The sequence below is a fragment of the Ekhidna sp. genome (assembly GCF_040220215.1).
GTDB lineage: Bacteria > Bacteroidota > Bacteroidia > Cytophagales > Cyclobacteriaceae > Ekhidna.
Genome location: NZ_JAVJTR010000016.1, coordinates 756,131 through 768,982, shown reverse-complemented (window position 1 = coordinate 768,982; position 12,852 = coordinate 756,131). Strand labels below are relative to the sequence as shown.

At 38.2% G+C, this 12,852-nt stretch carries 15 protein-coding genes and 1 tRNA gene; 4 read left to right on the top strand and 12 right to left on the bottom strand.

Annotation, left to right across the window (positions count from 1 at the left end):
* Positions 1-12: 12 nt before the first annotated feature.
* Both RIC88_RS12260 and RIC88_RS12255 read left to right on the top strand, forming a co-directional pair.
* The gene (locus RIC88_RS12260; RefSeq protein ID WP_350217823.1) at positions 13-228 is read left to right on the top strand and encodes a hypothetical protein; all 216 of its coding nucleotides are present in this window, start codon (positions 13-15) and stop codon (positions 226-228) included.
* A 25-nt stretch (positions 229-253) separates the two neighbouring features.
* Positions 254-661: a hypothetical protein gene (locus RIC88_RS12255; RefSeq protein WP_350217822.1), complete on the top strand. Its 408-nt coding sequence runs from the start codon at positions 254-256 to the stop codon at positions 659-661.
* A 143-nt stretch (positions 662-804) separates the two neighbouring features.
* Here RIC88_RS12255 and RIC88_RS12250 read toward each other — a convergent pair whose 3' ends face one another.
* Positions 805-1,608, bottom strand: a complete 804-nt coding sequence (locus tag RIC88_RS12250) for a hypothetical protein (RefSeq protein ID WP_350217821.1) — start codon at positions 1,606-1,608, stop codon at positions 805-807.
* Between the two features lie 33 nt (positions 1,609-1,641).
* Entirely contained in the window at positions 1,642-2,664 is a 1,023-nt protein-coding gene (locus RIC88_RS12245) for a DNA/RNA non-specific endonuclease (RefSeq protein ID WP_350217820.1), read from the bottom strand.
* Between the two features lie 219 nt (positions 2,665-2,883).
* On the opposite strand from RIC88_RS12245, the gene RIC88_RS12240 reads away from it, so the two are divergent.
* Entirely contained in the window at positions 2,884-3,633 is a 750-nt protein-coding gene (locus RIC88_RS12240) for a hypothetical protein (RefSeq protein WP_350217819.1), read from the top strand.
* A gap of 29 nt (positions 3,634-3,662) precedes the next feature.
* On the opposite strand, the gene RIC88_RS12235 is transcribed toward RIC88_RS12240, so the two are convergent.
* From RIC88_RS12235 to RIC88_RS12190, 10 genes are all read right to left on the bottom strand, one after another.
* Positions 3,663-3,968: a hypothetical protein gene (locus tag RIC88_RS12235; RefSeq protein ID WP_350217818.1), complete on the bottom strand. Its 306-nt coding sequence runs from the start codon at positions 3,966-3,968 to the stop codon at positions 3,663-3,665.
* Positions 3,969-4,249: 281 nt separating this feature from the next.
* Positions 4,250-4,747, bottom strand: a complete 498-nt coding sequence (locus RIC88_RS12230) for a hypothetical protein (RefSeq protein ID WP_350217817.1) — start codon at positions 4,745-4,747, stop codon at positions 4,250-4,252.
* A 4-nt stretch (positions 4,748-4,751) separates the two neighbouring features.
* Positions 4,752-5,717, bottom strand: a complete 966-nt coding sequence (locus RIC88_RS12225) for a helix-turn-helix domain-containing protein (RefSeq protein ID WP_350217816.1) — start codon at positions 5,715-5,717, stop codon at positions 4,752-4,754.
* Between the two features lie 153 nt (positions 5,718-5,870).
* Positions 5,871-6,098: a hypothetical protein gene (locus RIC88_RS12220; RefSeq protein ID WP_350217815.1), complete on the bottom strand. Its 228-nt coding sequence runs from the start codon at positions 6,096-6,098 to the stop codon at positions 5,871-5,873.
* 5 nt (positions 6,099-6,103) lie between these two features.
* Entirely contained in the window at positions 6,104-7,648 is a 1,545-nt protein-coding gene (gene dnaB / locus RIC88_RS12215) for a replicative DNA helicase (RefSeq protein ID WP_350217814.1), read from the bottom strand.
* Complete coding sequence (locus RIC88_RS12210) at positions 7,648-8,355, bottom strand: Lin1244/Lin1753 domain-containing protein (protein ID WP_350217813.1); 708 nt, start codon at positions 8,353-8,355, stop codon at positions 7,648-7,650. The genes dnaB and RIC88_RS12210 overlap by 1 nt, the downstream gene beginning before the upstream one ends.
* Positions 8,356-8,551: 196 nt before the next feature.
* A complete protein-coding gene (locus tag RIC88_RS12205) occupies positions 8,552-8,824 on the bottom strand; it encodes a helix-turn-helix domain-containing protein (RefSeq protein ID WP_350217812.1) in 273 nt (90 codons plus the stop codon).
* A gap of 157 nt (positions 8,825-8,981) precedes the next feature.
* Positions 8,982-9,902: a hypothetical protein gene (locus RIC88_RS12200; RefSeq protein WP_350217811.1), complete on the bottom strand. Its 921-nt coding sequence runs from the start codon at positions 9,900-9,902 to the stop codon at positions 8,982-8,984.
* Position 9,903: 1 nt separating this feature from the next.
* Complete coding sequence (locus RIC88_RS12195; RefSeq protein ID WP_350217810.1) at positions 9,904-11,046, bottom strand: tyrosine-type recombinase/integrase; 1,143 nt, start codon at positions 11,044-11,046, stop codon at positions 9,904-9,906.
* A 213-nt stretch (positions 11,047-11,259) separates the two neighbouring features.
* Positions 11,260-11,332: transfer RNA gene (locus tag RIC88_RS12190), tRNA-Met, on the bottom strand.
* Positions 11,333-11,486: 154 nt separating this feature from the next.
* On the opposite strand from RIC88_RS12190, the gene RIC88_RS12185 reads away from it, so the two are divergent.
* On the top strand, positions 11,487-12,824 hold the full coding sequence (locus tag RIC88_RS12185; RefSeq protein ID WP_350217809.1) for a phage integrase SAM-like domain-containing protein: 1,338 nt from the start codon (positions 11,487-11,489) through the stop codon (positions 12,822-12,824).
* Positions 12,825-12,852: the final 28 nt, after the last annotated feature.

Genomic DNA, 12,852 nt, shown 5'->3' with positions numbered 1-12,852 from the left:
TGAACTATGGAAATGTTGAAAAAATTTAAAGAGCTTATTGAAAATTCCTCCTTGGAGGATCTTAAATCAGTTTGGGAACAAGTAGAGGAAATGAACTTGCATGGTCCTTCCGTGAGTGAGTTCAAAATGCTGCTTGCTGGTTCATCTCCCCCAGATATTGTCCCTTCTGAAAATATGAATTTTAATATCGCAAACCCCGAATTTTTCGGGGTTTTTTGTTTTCTCTAATGCAACAATTGTTTATTGTTGTAATATGGGATCTCCAGAATCAGCAGGCTTCACATTGGTTGACTATAGAATTTCAAAAGTAAGCTTTGAATATATACCCTCTGATTCCCCAATCAATATCGATATTAATCCATCTGGTTATTATAATAAAGAATCCCAAGAGTTTGATCTATTGCTTGATTTTACAGCAACGACTAGCGAATCCAAAAAGGACTTTATAAAAGCTCAAATGGAAACGAAGTTTAAGTTTAAAGAAAAAATAAATGAGATTCCTGAGTTTTTTTTCACCAATGCTCCTGCAATTGCATTTCCCTATTTAAGGACTTTCATCAGTACAATTACTCTTCAAGCCAATATTAGATTGCTTATTCTACCCACCCTTAACCTGTCACCGCTTGCTGAAGTCTTGAAAGCTAACACAACATTGAAATAACCAATTGTTTAATGGCTTTAATGCTGCCATTACTATTCAAAGAAATTGATTGGAGAGAAGAAATAAAAATGATGGTACTCCGCACATGATACGTGGAGTTTTGCACGGTATAAAAAGGATCGCACATATTGTAAACAAGATGATCATTTGTCCTTTAACCCTTTCAGGGAATTAATCATTTCAATTATCTCTTGGGTACCAGTTTTAGGACTCTTTCCTAAAATTATTCTAGAAGAGTCCATTTTAGTAGCCAATGTTTCAAAGTCAATTTTTGAATCATTAGAGTACTCTAGCGAGAAAGCAAGACCAGACAAGAAGTCAGAATACCTGAATTGGTATCGTGTGAACATTAATAAGATCTGAATTAAGTAAAATGCGATAATAACAGTTCCTACCCTAATTACCAATCTTGAAATACCTTCTAAAGTTGAGAACGTTTTTGCAGAAGCAGACTCAACTTCTTTGATGTAATCATTGAACAGGGGAGTCAATTCATTTTTTACAAGATTTTGATACTCAGCAACAAATCCTCCATAGTTTTTTAGCAAGTTGAAATATGTAATATCATCTACATAAATCCTTGAAGAGACAAGCTTAACGTATATTGAGTCAGGTCCTTTTCCTTTTATTCTTTCTGGTTCTACTACCCATGATCCAATATGTAACATTGGAATCGAGTCATATCCAAGTGGACTGTTATTTTCCTGAAAATACCAATGATATTCCCAATCCATGATATTTGATTTTTCATATTGGTCACTTATAGAGTATAAAGTCATTATTAAATCCGAATTATCAATGTTTTCTTGATTTCTAAAATCTAGCTGTCCAATATTCATTATCAAATAAAAACTTATACTTACTATCAACATTAAGCCAATATACGCTTGCAATTTGGCGGAAAGTGAGCGCTTCTTGAGCTGAGCGATATATTGTTTTTTATCCATTTTATTATTTTTTAAATAATACTTCCGACAAAATCAATGCTGCCAACAAGTAGATCTTCCGGCTGATGCCGTTCTTTTGCATCTTGTTCCAGACTTAGTCGTGGCTGTACACCTTCCAGAAGTTGATGCCGGCTTTGAGGTCGGCTTGGTATTTCCAACTTGACTCTGATGATAATGACAGTAACCATTAGAGTTCAGAGTCATTTTTTTACATCTAACTCCTGTACTTTTAGCTATCCCACTACATTGTGCGGAAGTACTACTTTTCACATTAGTGGATCTAGTTGAAGAAGAATTGCCACGACTAGAACCATGAACCACACCATCGACTTTCCAATCAGAAAATAAAAACCCAGATTCTTTAAGTTCTTCCTCTCGATCTTTTAACTGGTGAAAAAAATCAAGGCCTGTGACTTCTTCAATCTTATCTACAGAAACAGCAAAAGACATAATATCCTTGTCTGATTTCTCATTCTTCATCAAAAACCCAATCATTTGATAAGAATCGTCAACGTAAAGGATTTTGTAATAATACTCCGGAACATCCACTGCATTTGGACCAATCTCTTTCTTCATCGACCCTATGAGAACCGCTCCAGTAACCACGTATAACGATCCTTTTTCACTCACCCACTGTCTAACTTGACTTTCCAGACTCTTCCAAATTCCACGGTTGAACCCTGCTTCTTGTGGACTCATATTTGAAAGAAAGAAACTCTCACTCATTGCTAGTTCTGAGAAAGCCATATCAGCTGCTGGAGCTAAATGACCTCTGTCATAACCGGATCCTTTGTAATCTTCGAGAGAGGCAGAGCCGGTTGAAACTAAAGGATCTTCTCGAAAATCTTCCGTTCTATCAACGTTACCATATATCTCAGATGAAGCTAGTTCATAGGCAACCCAGGCAGCTTGTTCGTGATTTTCCGAATACCCCAAATGGTAATGTGTATGGCTGACTACAGCAATATCTCCTGAACTCTTGGGTAAATACTTATCATCCTGAGCCAATGATGAAGAGGAAAAAAATAGAATCAGAATGGTTAATACCTTAGTCATGGCTATAAACTGTTGGTTCAGCATCTAAGTGACTAATAATTTTGGTGAAAATCAATACCCTAAAAGTGGTAAAAACACATGGTTCAAATACAAATAAGAACCTAATGGACCCATTTTAGTCCTTCGACCAATGTTTAATTACCTTAAAAGTAGCTATTGATTTTTTTGGTAAGTGAATCAGCTTACATTATCACATACTATTTAGATTTGATAGTTGGTATGGATATTCTAAATAGCATATTTGGCTTACTTGACAAGATAAAGTCATTTCCGTTGAAGATTCTTTTTGCAATCTTCATTATAGCTGGAGGACTATTTATTAATGATTTATGGGGTCTTTCATTTAATTATTCAACAAGCTCCAAACTTGAGTTATTAAAGGATGTTGCTGAGTTAAAAAAAGTATACAAAACCAACCCTAAAGTACTTTTAAAACTGCAAGAAACCGAAAACACAATTCTTGAAAGGAAGACTTACTTAGAATCATTCGCTAACTTATTCTCCAAGGAAGATCTTGAGGGAGATAAGAGAAGTTATTTAATGATGGATAGCATTTGGAACGATAGTTTAGTTTGGAACGACTCAATCAATTGGGATAATAAAGAAAAAATAAAAACCATTATTGATTCATCCGACCAACTTTCAAATAAGAAAAAGAGAAACGAAAGATCTCAGCTATATCATACAATTACATCTTCTTGGGGATTTATAATTGTACTTCTAACACTACCCTTTACTTTATTTACTAGAACAGTTGACGCCGGTTTAATCTTCGGGGTTATAGTTATGGGTGTTATCACAATAGGAATGATAACATTGTGCCAATATGCCCTAGGGTTGATACCTGTAATACTCAACTCTCCATGGATCAACTATATCTTAAATTTCATTATTCATGGTTTGATATGGTGGCTTTTTTTTAAGACCATTTCCGCATCAAAACGAATTAAATCTTCCAGAAATCTTTAGTATTTCTTCTTTATTAACTGATTTTTTTATCAGTCTAATTCCTTTCTAAGTTCCGGAAATTTTTTGAAAAATGCCTTTGCATTCTCGGAGGTTTTAAAGGAAGTAGAGAACTCCCCGGAACCATGTTTAACATGAATTTCCATCCACACTCTTTTTAATTGTCGAATCTGGCATTTTAGCAGTGCCTCCTGGTAATTGAAGTCAGCGTTATACCACTCGTGGAAATACTCTTTTTCTGGAATATCTACGTTATGTTCCTTCAGTAAATCAATTACGTGTTCTGCCCACGGCCGATAGGATACCCCTTGTCTCCTGCTACTATTTACATATTCCATTTTGCTAAAATAATTAGTAATTCATCAAATTAGCAAGTTGCAATTAATGTAATGTGTGCTATTGGCGTGCATTTTCTCCACCCTCCAGTGTGCGCACGATTATATATTGATGAGAATGGCCTATTTGAGAATAGAGCGGGTTTTTGGTTTAGATTGGGGTGCGCGGTGGTTGCTCGTGCCTCTAATAGTGTGATTAGCGTGCACGCCAAAAAAAAAGAGGGTGGCATAAAACCACCCCCTCCGAAAAAGACAATTGATGAGACCGACCAACGTACAAAAAGTTATTTTACTTCTTTTATAATCCCATTCATGCCTTTTTCATCATCTTCACTGATAAAATACAACGCTCCAGCAATCACTACTCCAGCAATTAGTCCGATTGTAACAATACTCGGACTAGAAGCTGATTCAACATTACTACGGCTTTCAATCGCTTTTATTCTTTTAGTCAACTCATTCAAGAATTCATCATTATCCTTACTTTCAGAAACTGCTTTTACAGGGTCTAAATTATTCTTGAGACTGATTGGTCCAGCAGGTGTATTGGTTACAAGAGATGATCCATTCCATCCCCTAGATTCTGCCCACTCTTTTAATGCAGGATTACTATTCAGGTAATCCTGTATCTCTTGAGTATTTGGGCGATAATCATCAGCCAACCATGGTAAAGGTTTTGATCCAAACTCAGGTATTGGCGAATCAACATATTGCGATTTTCCTGTTGTCACACTGACTGAATCCAAAATATCAAAAAATCCGTTCATTCTTCTGTCTATCATCTCACTATGCATTTTCTGGTTCCACTTCATTTTCTATAAGATCATTGATCTTCTCAGTAATTTCCTCTGGCAATAGGAACCGTTTAGAACCCCAGATACTTTCATCGATCCGAATAGCTAGTTCCTTCAAATACTCTGAAACCGAATCAAGCACATCCAAATCAGAGTCAAACTCACCTTTTAGACCGGTGGGCAGTTCATCCACCACTGATTTAAAGCCTTCAACTTCCTTGGATATCACAACTACTTCTTCACTTCCAATGGAAGTTCCTGCGTGCTCTTTCAGCGTGTCAATTATGTCTAGGAATCTCTGCCATACCCCCTGACGGACATAATCCTCAGGATCAAACTCGGTATTGTCGAGCGATTCTATTGATAAAGCAAATTCCAAAAGGTCAACTTTATATGGTGCTAGATTGAAGGTGAAGGAGAAGCTACTCCCTGATTCAACCAGTTGCGAAAACTCTTCTTTGAGAATGTTGAGAATTTCTACTATCGAGTTTTCCTCTATTACTTCATCATCAAATGCCAGGGCCTCATGAGCTTGTTCAATTACATTCTCAAGTTTATCGCGTGTCTCAACCACATCATCGTGCTTCCATTTGAACCCTTGGGCATACTCTCTAATCCCAGCGATAACACGCTTAAATTCTTTGAGCGTTGCTCTTTTTATTTTCTCAGATTCAACCTTAGCTTTTTGGTCCAAAGTTTTGAGTTCTCTTTCCTTCAGTTCATTGGCTTTTTCAAGCCCGGAAAGTCCGTGCCCCACTGCGGTCGGCTCCTCATACTCTTCAAAATTTTCTTCTTCATTGTCAACTTCCGGGATCCCGGCAAGGTGCAAACTGGCTTTGTGCTGCTCCAAAGACCTGTAAATAGTTGCTCTACTCTTGCCTGTTGATTCCGCAATTTCTTCTGGAGAGTAACCTTCATTGTGCAGGCTTATCACTTCATTAAAATCTTCTGTGTTCATTGTTAATAATTTTTGATTTCCAGAACTTATACGGAGGTGTTTTGGGGTGTCGAAGACGGCTGTTCTGATTAGTTCGGATTAGAAAGGTTTGGCTCGGATAGGTTGGAAACATTTAGGACTAGGACCCAAAAAAAATAGGGAAAAAATGTAACCCTATTCTTTTCTCCCATGCGGGTATCCATGAAATTCGTAAAACCTTCTCAGCTGAGCTGGATACATATTCCTATTGCGTCCTACCTCTTCCCTCAGGCCGGGCACTTCACTAATCATCTTACGTAGTGTAGTATCAGACACATCATATTCTTCCGCTAATTCTCTTTTCGTTTTGGTTTTCAAAGCAGAAAGTGGAATATCATATGGGTCGTGTTCTGGTAAACTCATTCTTTTTAATTTTTTCTTTGATCATTTCCTTTTGCTGACTCTCTCTCAAAGGTTTGTTGATCTTTTTTATCGTTGTTATTTGATGGTAGTGTGATAGTGAAGTCAGTATTGTCGGGTAGATCTCTTGCTACCAATGGTTCGTTGGTGTTCCAATCACTTGGCGGTGCGTCCTGCCATTTGGTGAACTTGCCTAAGAATTGCAACCACGCACTGCCTATTCGTCCGTTTCGGTGCTTGGCTATAATCACTTCGCCTAATCCCGCCGTAGGTTGTCCATCTTCTGTCTGCTCCAGTCCGTAGTATTCCGGTCGGTATAGGAACATGACCATATCGGCATCCTGCTCGATGGCTCCTGATTCGCGTAAGTCACTTAACATGGGCCGTTTATCTCCACCACGGGTTTCTACCGCGCGTGATAGTTGTGATAGGGCTATAACGGGTATATCTAGCTCTTTGGCAATTTGCTTCAGTCCACGCGAGATACTGGAAATTTCCTGTTCGCGGTTCCCTTCTTTATATCCCTCAGCCAACTGCATGTAATCAACAATTAGCAGTTCGATATTGTGTCTCTTTTTTAGCAGCCTGGCCTTGGTTCGCATCTGAAAGATGGTGAGTGCGGGGCTGTCGTCGATATAGATGGGTTTGCCTACTAAGTGGTCTGATTTGGTAATCACCTGGTTTAGTTGGTGCTCACTTATTTTACCATTTCGTAGGTTTTCCAGCATCACTTCGCTTTGCATAGCTATCATCCGAACGCCTACTTCAGTCCAGTTCATTTCCAGGGAAAACATCGCAACGGATTTCTTAAACTCTCCGCAATTTTTCATAATGCTGGCTACCATAGCACTTTTACCCATAGCAGGGCGGGCGGCTATAATAATGAGTTCGGAAGGTCTAAAACCTCCGGTGATACGGTCGATAGCGGTAAAACCACAAGGCACCCCTACCAAATCATTGTTTTCGTAGGCTTCTTTTGCGCTGGTAATCTGGTCTACAAGCTGGTTTACAATATCCAATGACCCCAGGTGAACGAAATCACTACTACTGAGTGTGGCTGATAATTTGTATAAGGCAAGATCCACACGCTCGATTAGTTCAAATACATCTTCGGTATCTTCGTAAGCGTCATGCTGAATTTCGGATGATAAACTAATAAGTGCCCGTTTAAGGGCTTGCTCTTTGACTATTTTGGAATGAGATTGAATGTTGGCGGCACTGTTTACTTTGGTAGTTAACCCGGCTACATAGTGTGCCCCACCAACCACTTCTAAAGTCCCCGCCTCTCTCAGTTCATGGGTTACGGTTTTTATATCTACCGGTTCATCTTTTGAAAACAGATTAATGATGGATTTAAAAATGTTTTGATGCGCGTCTTTGTAGAAATCTTCCGGCTGAAGGAAACCCAGAACATGATTAATACGATCACGTTCAAGCATTAAAGCCCCTAAAACGGTTTCTTCTATTTCAACCGCTTGCGGTGGTAGTTTTCCCAAGTGTTTGGAAAGGGCGGTTTCTCTCCGGTCGGTTGATTTTTCTTTTTTCTTCGTCATTAGTTTGATGGTTTAAACCCTTGATGAATTCTAATTCCAGATCCCGGACTCTGCTTATTTTTTATTTTGTGATCATCTGTAAACCAAATTTTTTGAGCCTTCTTTTTCCAGTCTTTTATCACGTTGCCTTTAGTATCTTTTTTTTCCGCCCAGTTGTATGCTTCAAAAAATTTAATGGCGGCAGATCTCTCATATCCATTTTCCAAAAAGTAATCAATCACCTTTTCAAGGGAGGGAGGAATTAGTTTTTCTCCTTTCCTCTCTTCTTCTTTACTATCATTCTCTTTCTTCTCTAATGGTTGACCCTCCCTAGAAGCCTGGGTTAACCCCCCCTTCCTTTCTAAATTTCTCTGTCTAATTTCAGCCGATTTTCTGCCTCCTTCTTTACCCCATTTTCTAAATTGTTCCCTTTCAATCATCTGTTCTCGCAGATATGGAGAAAAGAACGACTCTCCCTCATCCTCATTCTGAAACAAGTCGTACTTCTCTATTATATTTTTCGCCACAATCGTCTTAAATGAATACATCTTGGCTAATGAAGAAACTGATTTAAGCGGGGCCTTATTGCCAGGACGGTTCCCCAGGTATTCTATTAATATCAATGCAATACCATATCCTTCTGCTCCATATCTTTTTATTATAGAAAGGCAATCTGGATCATCTCGTAATGAGCAGCTGTGCTTAAAAAAATAAGTATGAAGACTCATGGTCTCTCTCCCTCCTTGGAGATGCGCGCACCAGTGGCACGGGTGTGGTGGTAGTAGTCCAATATTTTGGCACGTTTACTGGGAATGTGGCTAAAAATGCTTATTTTCATGGTGTCCAATTGTTTAAGTGCGTGGTGCGGGAATACCAAGCGTGAAAACATTACAAAAACGCCGATCTCATTTGAGACTGGCGTTTCTATTTGGTGGGGGTTGCTAGGTACCGCTCAATTGATTCCCTGGTGATGTACACTCTGCGTCCGCGCTTGACACGCTCCAAATGACCAGTACTCATCAGATCATTGAGTTTTGTCCTGCCGATTTGCAGCCGATCCATGGTTTCGAAGGTGCTGTAATGAGACTTCTGAGTGACCTCAACCTTTGCTCTGACTAAGCTTTTTATTTCTGACAGGTCTCTTTCGAGCCTGTCGAAAGTGTCCTTCGGTACACTTATGTATGTTTGTGATTCCATATTCTTGAAATTTTAGTTTCTTAAAACTTTACTTCAAGCTTACGAGATATCAAATTTGGATTGATTGTCAATAGCTAGGAAAATTGTTAGAAAAGCAGGATCAAAACGACCTTTTATGTAGAAGGGAAAAAACCAAGAGCATAAAGATGGTTTTAGATCAAATTTTATCTTTTTTTTCCCCAAGAACTGTCTCTAAAGTATAAGATAATTCTTCATTGAACTTAGGGGTATATCCTAACCCCTTCGGAGATTCCATTTTATAACCTTCAATCGTTTTCTTCCATGCTTCTTCTAGAGATACATAAGTTACACCCTCGGTAAAAAAATTATTCTCTGACAACCAATGAATAACGTAGTTTATTTTTTTCCGATTTGAAATCAGTGAAAGCTTAGCATCTATAATTTTAAGATTCACTAAAACCAATAATATCCTGATTATGTCATTTTGATTTCTTAGTACCTTACTCAAGGGTAATAATATTACCTGTTTTTTTTCTTCAAGTAGCTTTTCTGCTCTTTCTAGAACACTAAATAAAGTAGCTGAATCAAGGCCAATCTCTATTATATCTTCTCCTGGAAGAGTGGGTAAATGATATCTAAATACCCCATCGGGATCACCAACATCAGGATCAGAATATTTCAATTGCCATTCCGTAACCCATTCTGTATGCAGTGAAGTTAGATCGGGGCCCTGTTTATCAAAATAAAAACCAATACTCAATCTCAGCGGATCGTAGGTGTTAACCATCAAAAGAGACTTGTTATTGATTACGCGATTGGTAACTGACGATTGCCAGAATGTGGATGAATGGATAATGCGATTTGCCCTACTCTCTAAAGATCTGGGAGTTTTAACATCTCTAATATCAAGGAGTTTTAAATATTCAATCCATGCACGTGAATAATCTTCGAAAGACGTGTTCTTGATATACAGAAAATAATTATAAATAGCTGAAACTATATTTTCAGCGGTAAATTCCTTCAACTCATATTTATCAAATTGAATATGTGGTTTTTTCTTACCTCTCTTTTTTTTTAGGCTATTGGTATAGGAATATATTTTTTTTCTTAAATCCATTTCAAAGTTTAAAATCAATCCACCCTCTAATTGCGCTGGCTTTGCTTTGTCGGCCGTAAACTTCCGTAGTGGAAGAAAGCTGATGGCCCAAAGCACGCCCCACCTTTTTAACTGGAACACCCATAGAAATCATCAACTCAGCGAACGTGTGACGAGCAACTTTTGCGCTCAGCCGCTTATCTATCCCCAGCTGCGAGGCGATTGATTTAAGTTTTGCATTAAACTTCTGATCAGAAATTAAGGAATCAAAAAGAATCTCTTTTCCATTTTCTCCTTTCCAGGAGGTATACTCCAGTAGTATTTTTTCGGTATCCGGAAAAATCGGGATCACAAACTCTTCCTCATTCTTAGATCTCAGTCCAGTTATATAGCTTACGCTTTTCTTGCCATGTTTATCCTCTATCTCAACTTCCTCTATATTGGCATGAGTGAGTTGCCTAATATCCGAATAGTAGAGACCAGTCATACACGCAAAAAAGAAGACATTCTTGAAATATTCGTCACGCTGATCAGGTAATGCCGTATCCCTAAGCGTTCGTAGCTCAGATTGAGTTAATGAGACACGTCGACTCTTTTCCTCTTTGATTTTGATATCATCAAACATGATCTTATCATCCAATAGAACATACCCTTCTTTTTTTGCAGCTCTATAGCAGATTTTGAACTTATGAAAGTTTTTTGAGCGAGTCACTCCTCTCTGATTTTTATCAATAGCCAAAAACCGTTCGAAATCATAAGCGAAGGATGGAGTTAGTTCGTCAAACCTGATCGAAGACCTAAACTCATTCAGCAAAAATTCAAAACTCCGATAGGTTTGGATCGTCCGATAAGCCAATTTTTCTGAATCACTTCTTCTCTTATTTATATTCCGAATAAAGCGATCAACAAACTCATTGAAAGTTTCATTAGTCTTAGCACCTTGGAGGTGCTCTTTAATTTCCTTAACAGAAATTGAATGCCCCTGGAGCACCTTACTTTGCACCCAGTCTCGTGTTGAGAATAATATTTCTCTAATTACTTTGTTGACTTCCGGGTTTAGCACATAAATATCTTGCTGAAGATCCCCAATCCAATCTCGCTTGTGGATAGATGGAATCCTATCCAAAAGCACATAATCTGTCTTACCTTGGTAATAAATTCTCAAATAAACAGGTGAAAGTCCGCTTTTGGATCGGTAGTTGAGTCTATTGTGAACTGGCGTTATGGAAGGGTACTTTTTCAGCTAATTTTGAATTAATAAAAATATTAATAACAAAAATGCGAATTTTAACGTACATTAGCAAACAATAAAAAACCCCTAAAGCTCTGATAATCATTTGCCTTAGGGGTCTGTAAAGTTCTAAAAGAACCGTCTTAGTAGCGGGGACAGGACTCGAACCTGTGACCTTCGGGTTATGAGCCCGACGAGCTACCAACTGCTCCACCCCGCGATATGCTTAGTATGGTCTTAAATGGCGTTTTTGAAAAAATTATGTCCCAAATAAGACCAGATAAAACCAGGTTAAACCACCAAATGTTTTGGCTATGTTTTACCTGTTTTACCTCTTTATTTCGTATCTTTATATTCATTAAAACGCTCGAATTATGTCTTCTGTCAAGCTTATTTTATGGAAATATAAGAAGAAAAAGGACAACACCTGCCCTGTTGTTGTAAGAATTACCAAGGATCGAAAACCTAAATACATCTATACTGGCTACTACATAGCTGAGAAAGACTGGAACGCCGAGACCTCAACAGTTAAAAAATCACATCCAAACTCAAAGCGTTTAAACAATTTTCTACTTGCGAAGCTCGCTGAAGCTACTGATGTTGCACTCGAAGTTGAGAAGAATAATGAAGTTGCTTCAAGCAAAGAGATAAAGAAGAAGGTGGCGAGAAAAGGCCGAACTGTTTCGTTTTTTGATTTTGGGGCACAACGAGTGAAAAGTAAATATGACAGTCAAGTATATTCCGTAGCTAAAGCCGAACGTTCTATCCTCTGCAACATTGAAGAGTTTGTTAATCACAAGAAATCTCAACCTCGTGCTTCCGCAATCAAGGCTATCGAAGAACGGAGGAAAGAACGCATCTCCAAGGGACGGAAACCTGGCTATTCATTCCTTGATGAGCTTAAGGTATTCAATCAAAACAAGAGCCTTTACTTTCAAGACATCAATGAGTCTTTCCTAAGCCAGTTCAAAACTTTCTGTGTCTCCTATCTTGGAATGAAAACTAGAACAATCACCAATCAACTAATCTTTATTAGGACACTGTTTAGTGAAGCCATTAAGGAAGGAATCGTTGAGGAGAAGTACTACCCTTTTGCAGGAGAGAAGGAAAAAATTCGGATAGGCTCCGGATTGAAAATTGGGCTGACCAAAGAAGAGGTTGAAGTAATTGAAGGCATTGAGTTTGAGGAAGGTTCCCAGCTTTGGCATACCCGGAATGTGTGGCTTGTTGCGTTCTATTTCGCAGGCATCAGAATAACAGACGTAGTGAATTTAATTTGGGGAGACTTTAATGACGGACGCTTATTCTATGTTATGAATAAAAATGAGAAACCAGTTTCTTTAAAGGTTCCGGAGAAAGCTGAAGAGATATTGAAGTTTTACAGAAATGCAAAAACTAAAAAGAGCGATTTTGTATTTCCATACATGAACAAAGCGAACATTAACGATCCTCAAGACATGTTTGTTAAGGCAAGAAATGCTTCGCGGCTTTTAAATAAGTATTTGAAAAGACTGGCCAAGTTGTGTGGTATAGATAAAAATTTATCTAACCATATTGCGCGTCATACTTTTGGGAATATTGCTGGAGATCGAATACATCCTCTCATGTTGCAAAAACTTTATCGTCATTCAGATCTCAAAACCACAATAAATTATCAAGCCAACTTTATTCACAAAGAAGCGGACGAGGCCTTAGAAAGCGTAATTGCTTAATGATTATGATATTTATAAATACTAACAA

Coding starts and splice junctions, on each gene's coding strand:
- RIC88_RS12220 (WP_350217815.1), bottom strand. CDS start 6,098: ATGAGTTTACCAGAACACGACCCATATGATATTCCACTTTCTGCTTTG.
- RIC88_RS12245 (WP_350217820.1), bottom strand. CDS start 2,664: ATGACTAAGGTATTAACCATTCTGATTCTATTTTTTTCCTCTTCATCA.
- RIC88_RS12260 (WP_350217823.1), top strand. CDS start 13: ATGTTGAAAAAATTTAAAGAGCTTATTGAAAATTCCTCCTTGGAGGAT.
- RIC88_RS12230 (WP_350217817.1), bottom strand. CDS start 4,747: ATGATAGACAGAAGAATGAACGGATTTTTTGATATTTTGGATTCAGTC.
- RIC88_RS12205 (WP_350217812.1), bottom strand. CDS start 8,824: ATGGAATCACAAACATACATAAGTGTACCGAAGGACACTTTCGACAGG.
- RIC88_RS12210 (WP_350217813.1), bottom strand. CDS start 8,355: ATGAGTCTTCATACTTATTTTTTTAAGCACAGCTGCTCATTACGAGAT.
- dnaB (WP_350217814.1), bottom strand. CDS start 7,648: ATGACGAAGAAAAAAGAAAAATCAACCGACCGGAGAGAAACCGCCCTT.
- RIC88_RS12250 (WP_350217821.1), bottom strand. CDS start 1,608: ATGGATAAAAAACAATATATCGCTCAGCTCAAGAAGCGCTCACTTTCC.
- RIC88_RS12240 (WP_350217819.1), top strand. CDS start 2,884: ATGGATATTCTAAATAGCATATTTGGCTTACTTGACAAGATAAAGTCA.
- RIC88_RS12255 (WP_350217822.1), top strand. CDS start 254: ATGGGATCTCCAGAATCAGCAGGCTTCACATTGGTTGACTATAGAATT.
- RIC88_RS12225 (WP_350217816.1), bottom strand. CDS start 5,717: ATGAACACAGAAGATTTTAATGAAGTGATAAGCCTGCACAATGAAGGT.
- RIC88_RS12185 (WP_350217809.1), top strand. CDS start 11,487: ATGTCTTCTGTCAAGCTTATTTTATGGAAATATAAGAAGAAAAAGGAC.
- RIC88_RS12200 (WP_350217811.1), bottom strand. CDS start 9,902: ATGGATTTAAGAAAAAAAATATATTCCTATACCAATAGCCTAAAAAAA.
- RIC88_RS12235 (WP_350217818.1), bottom strand. CDS start 3,968: ATGGAATATGTAAATAGTAGCAGGAGACAAGGGGTATCCTATCGGCCG.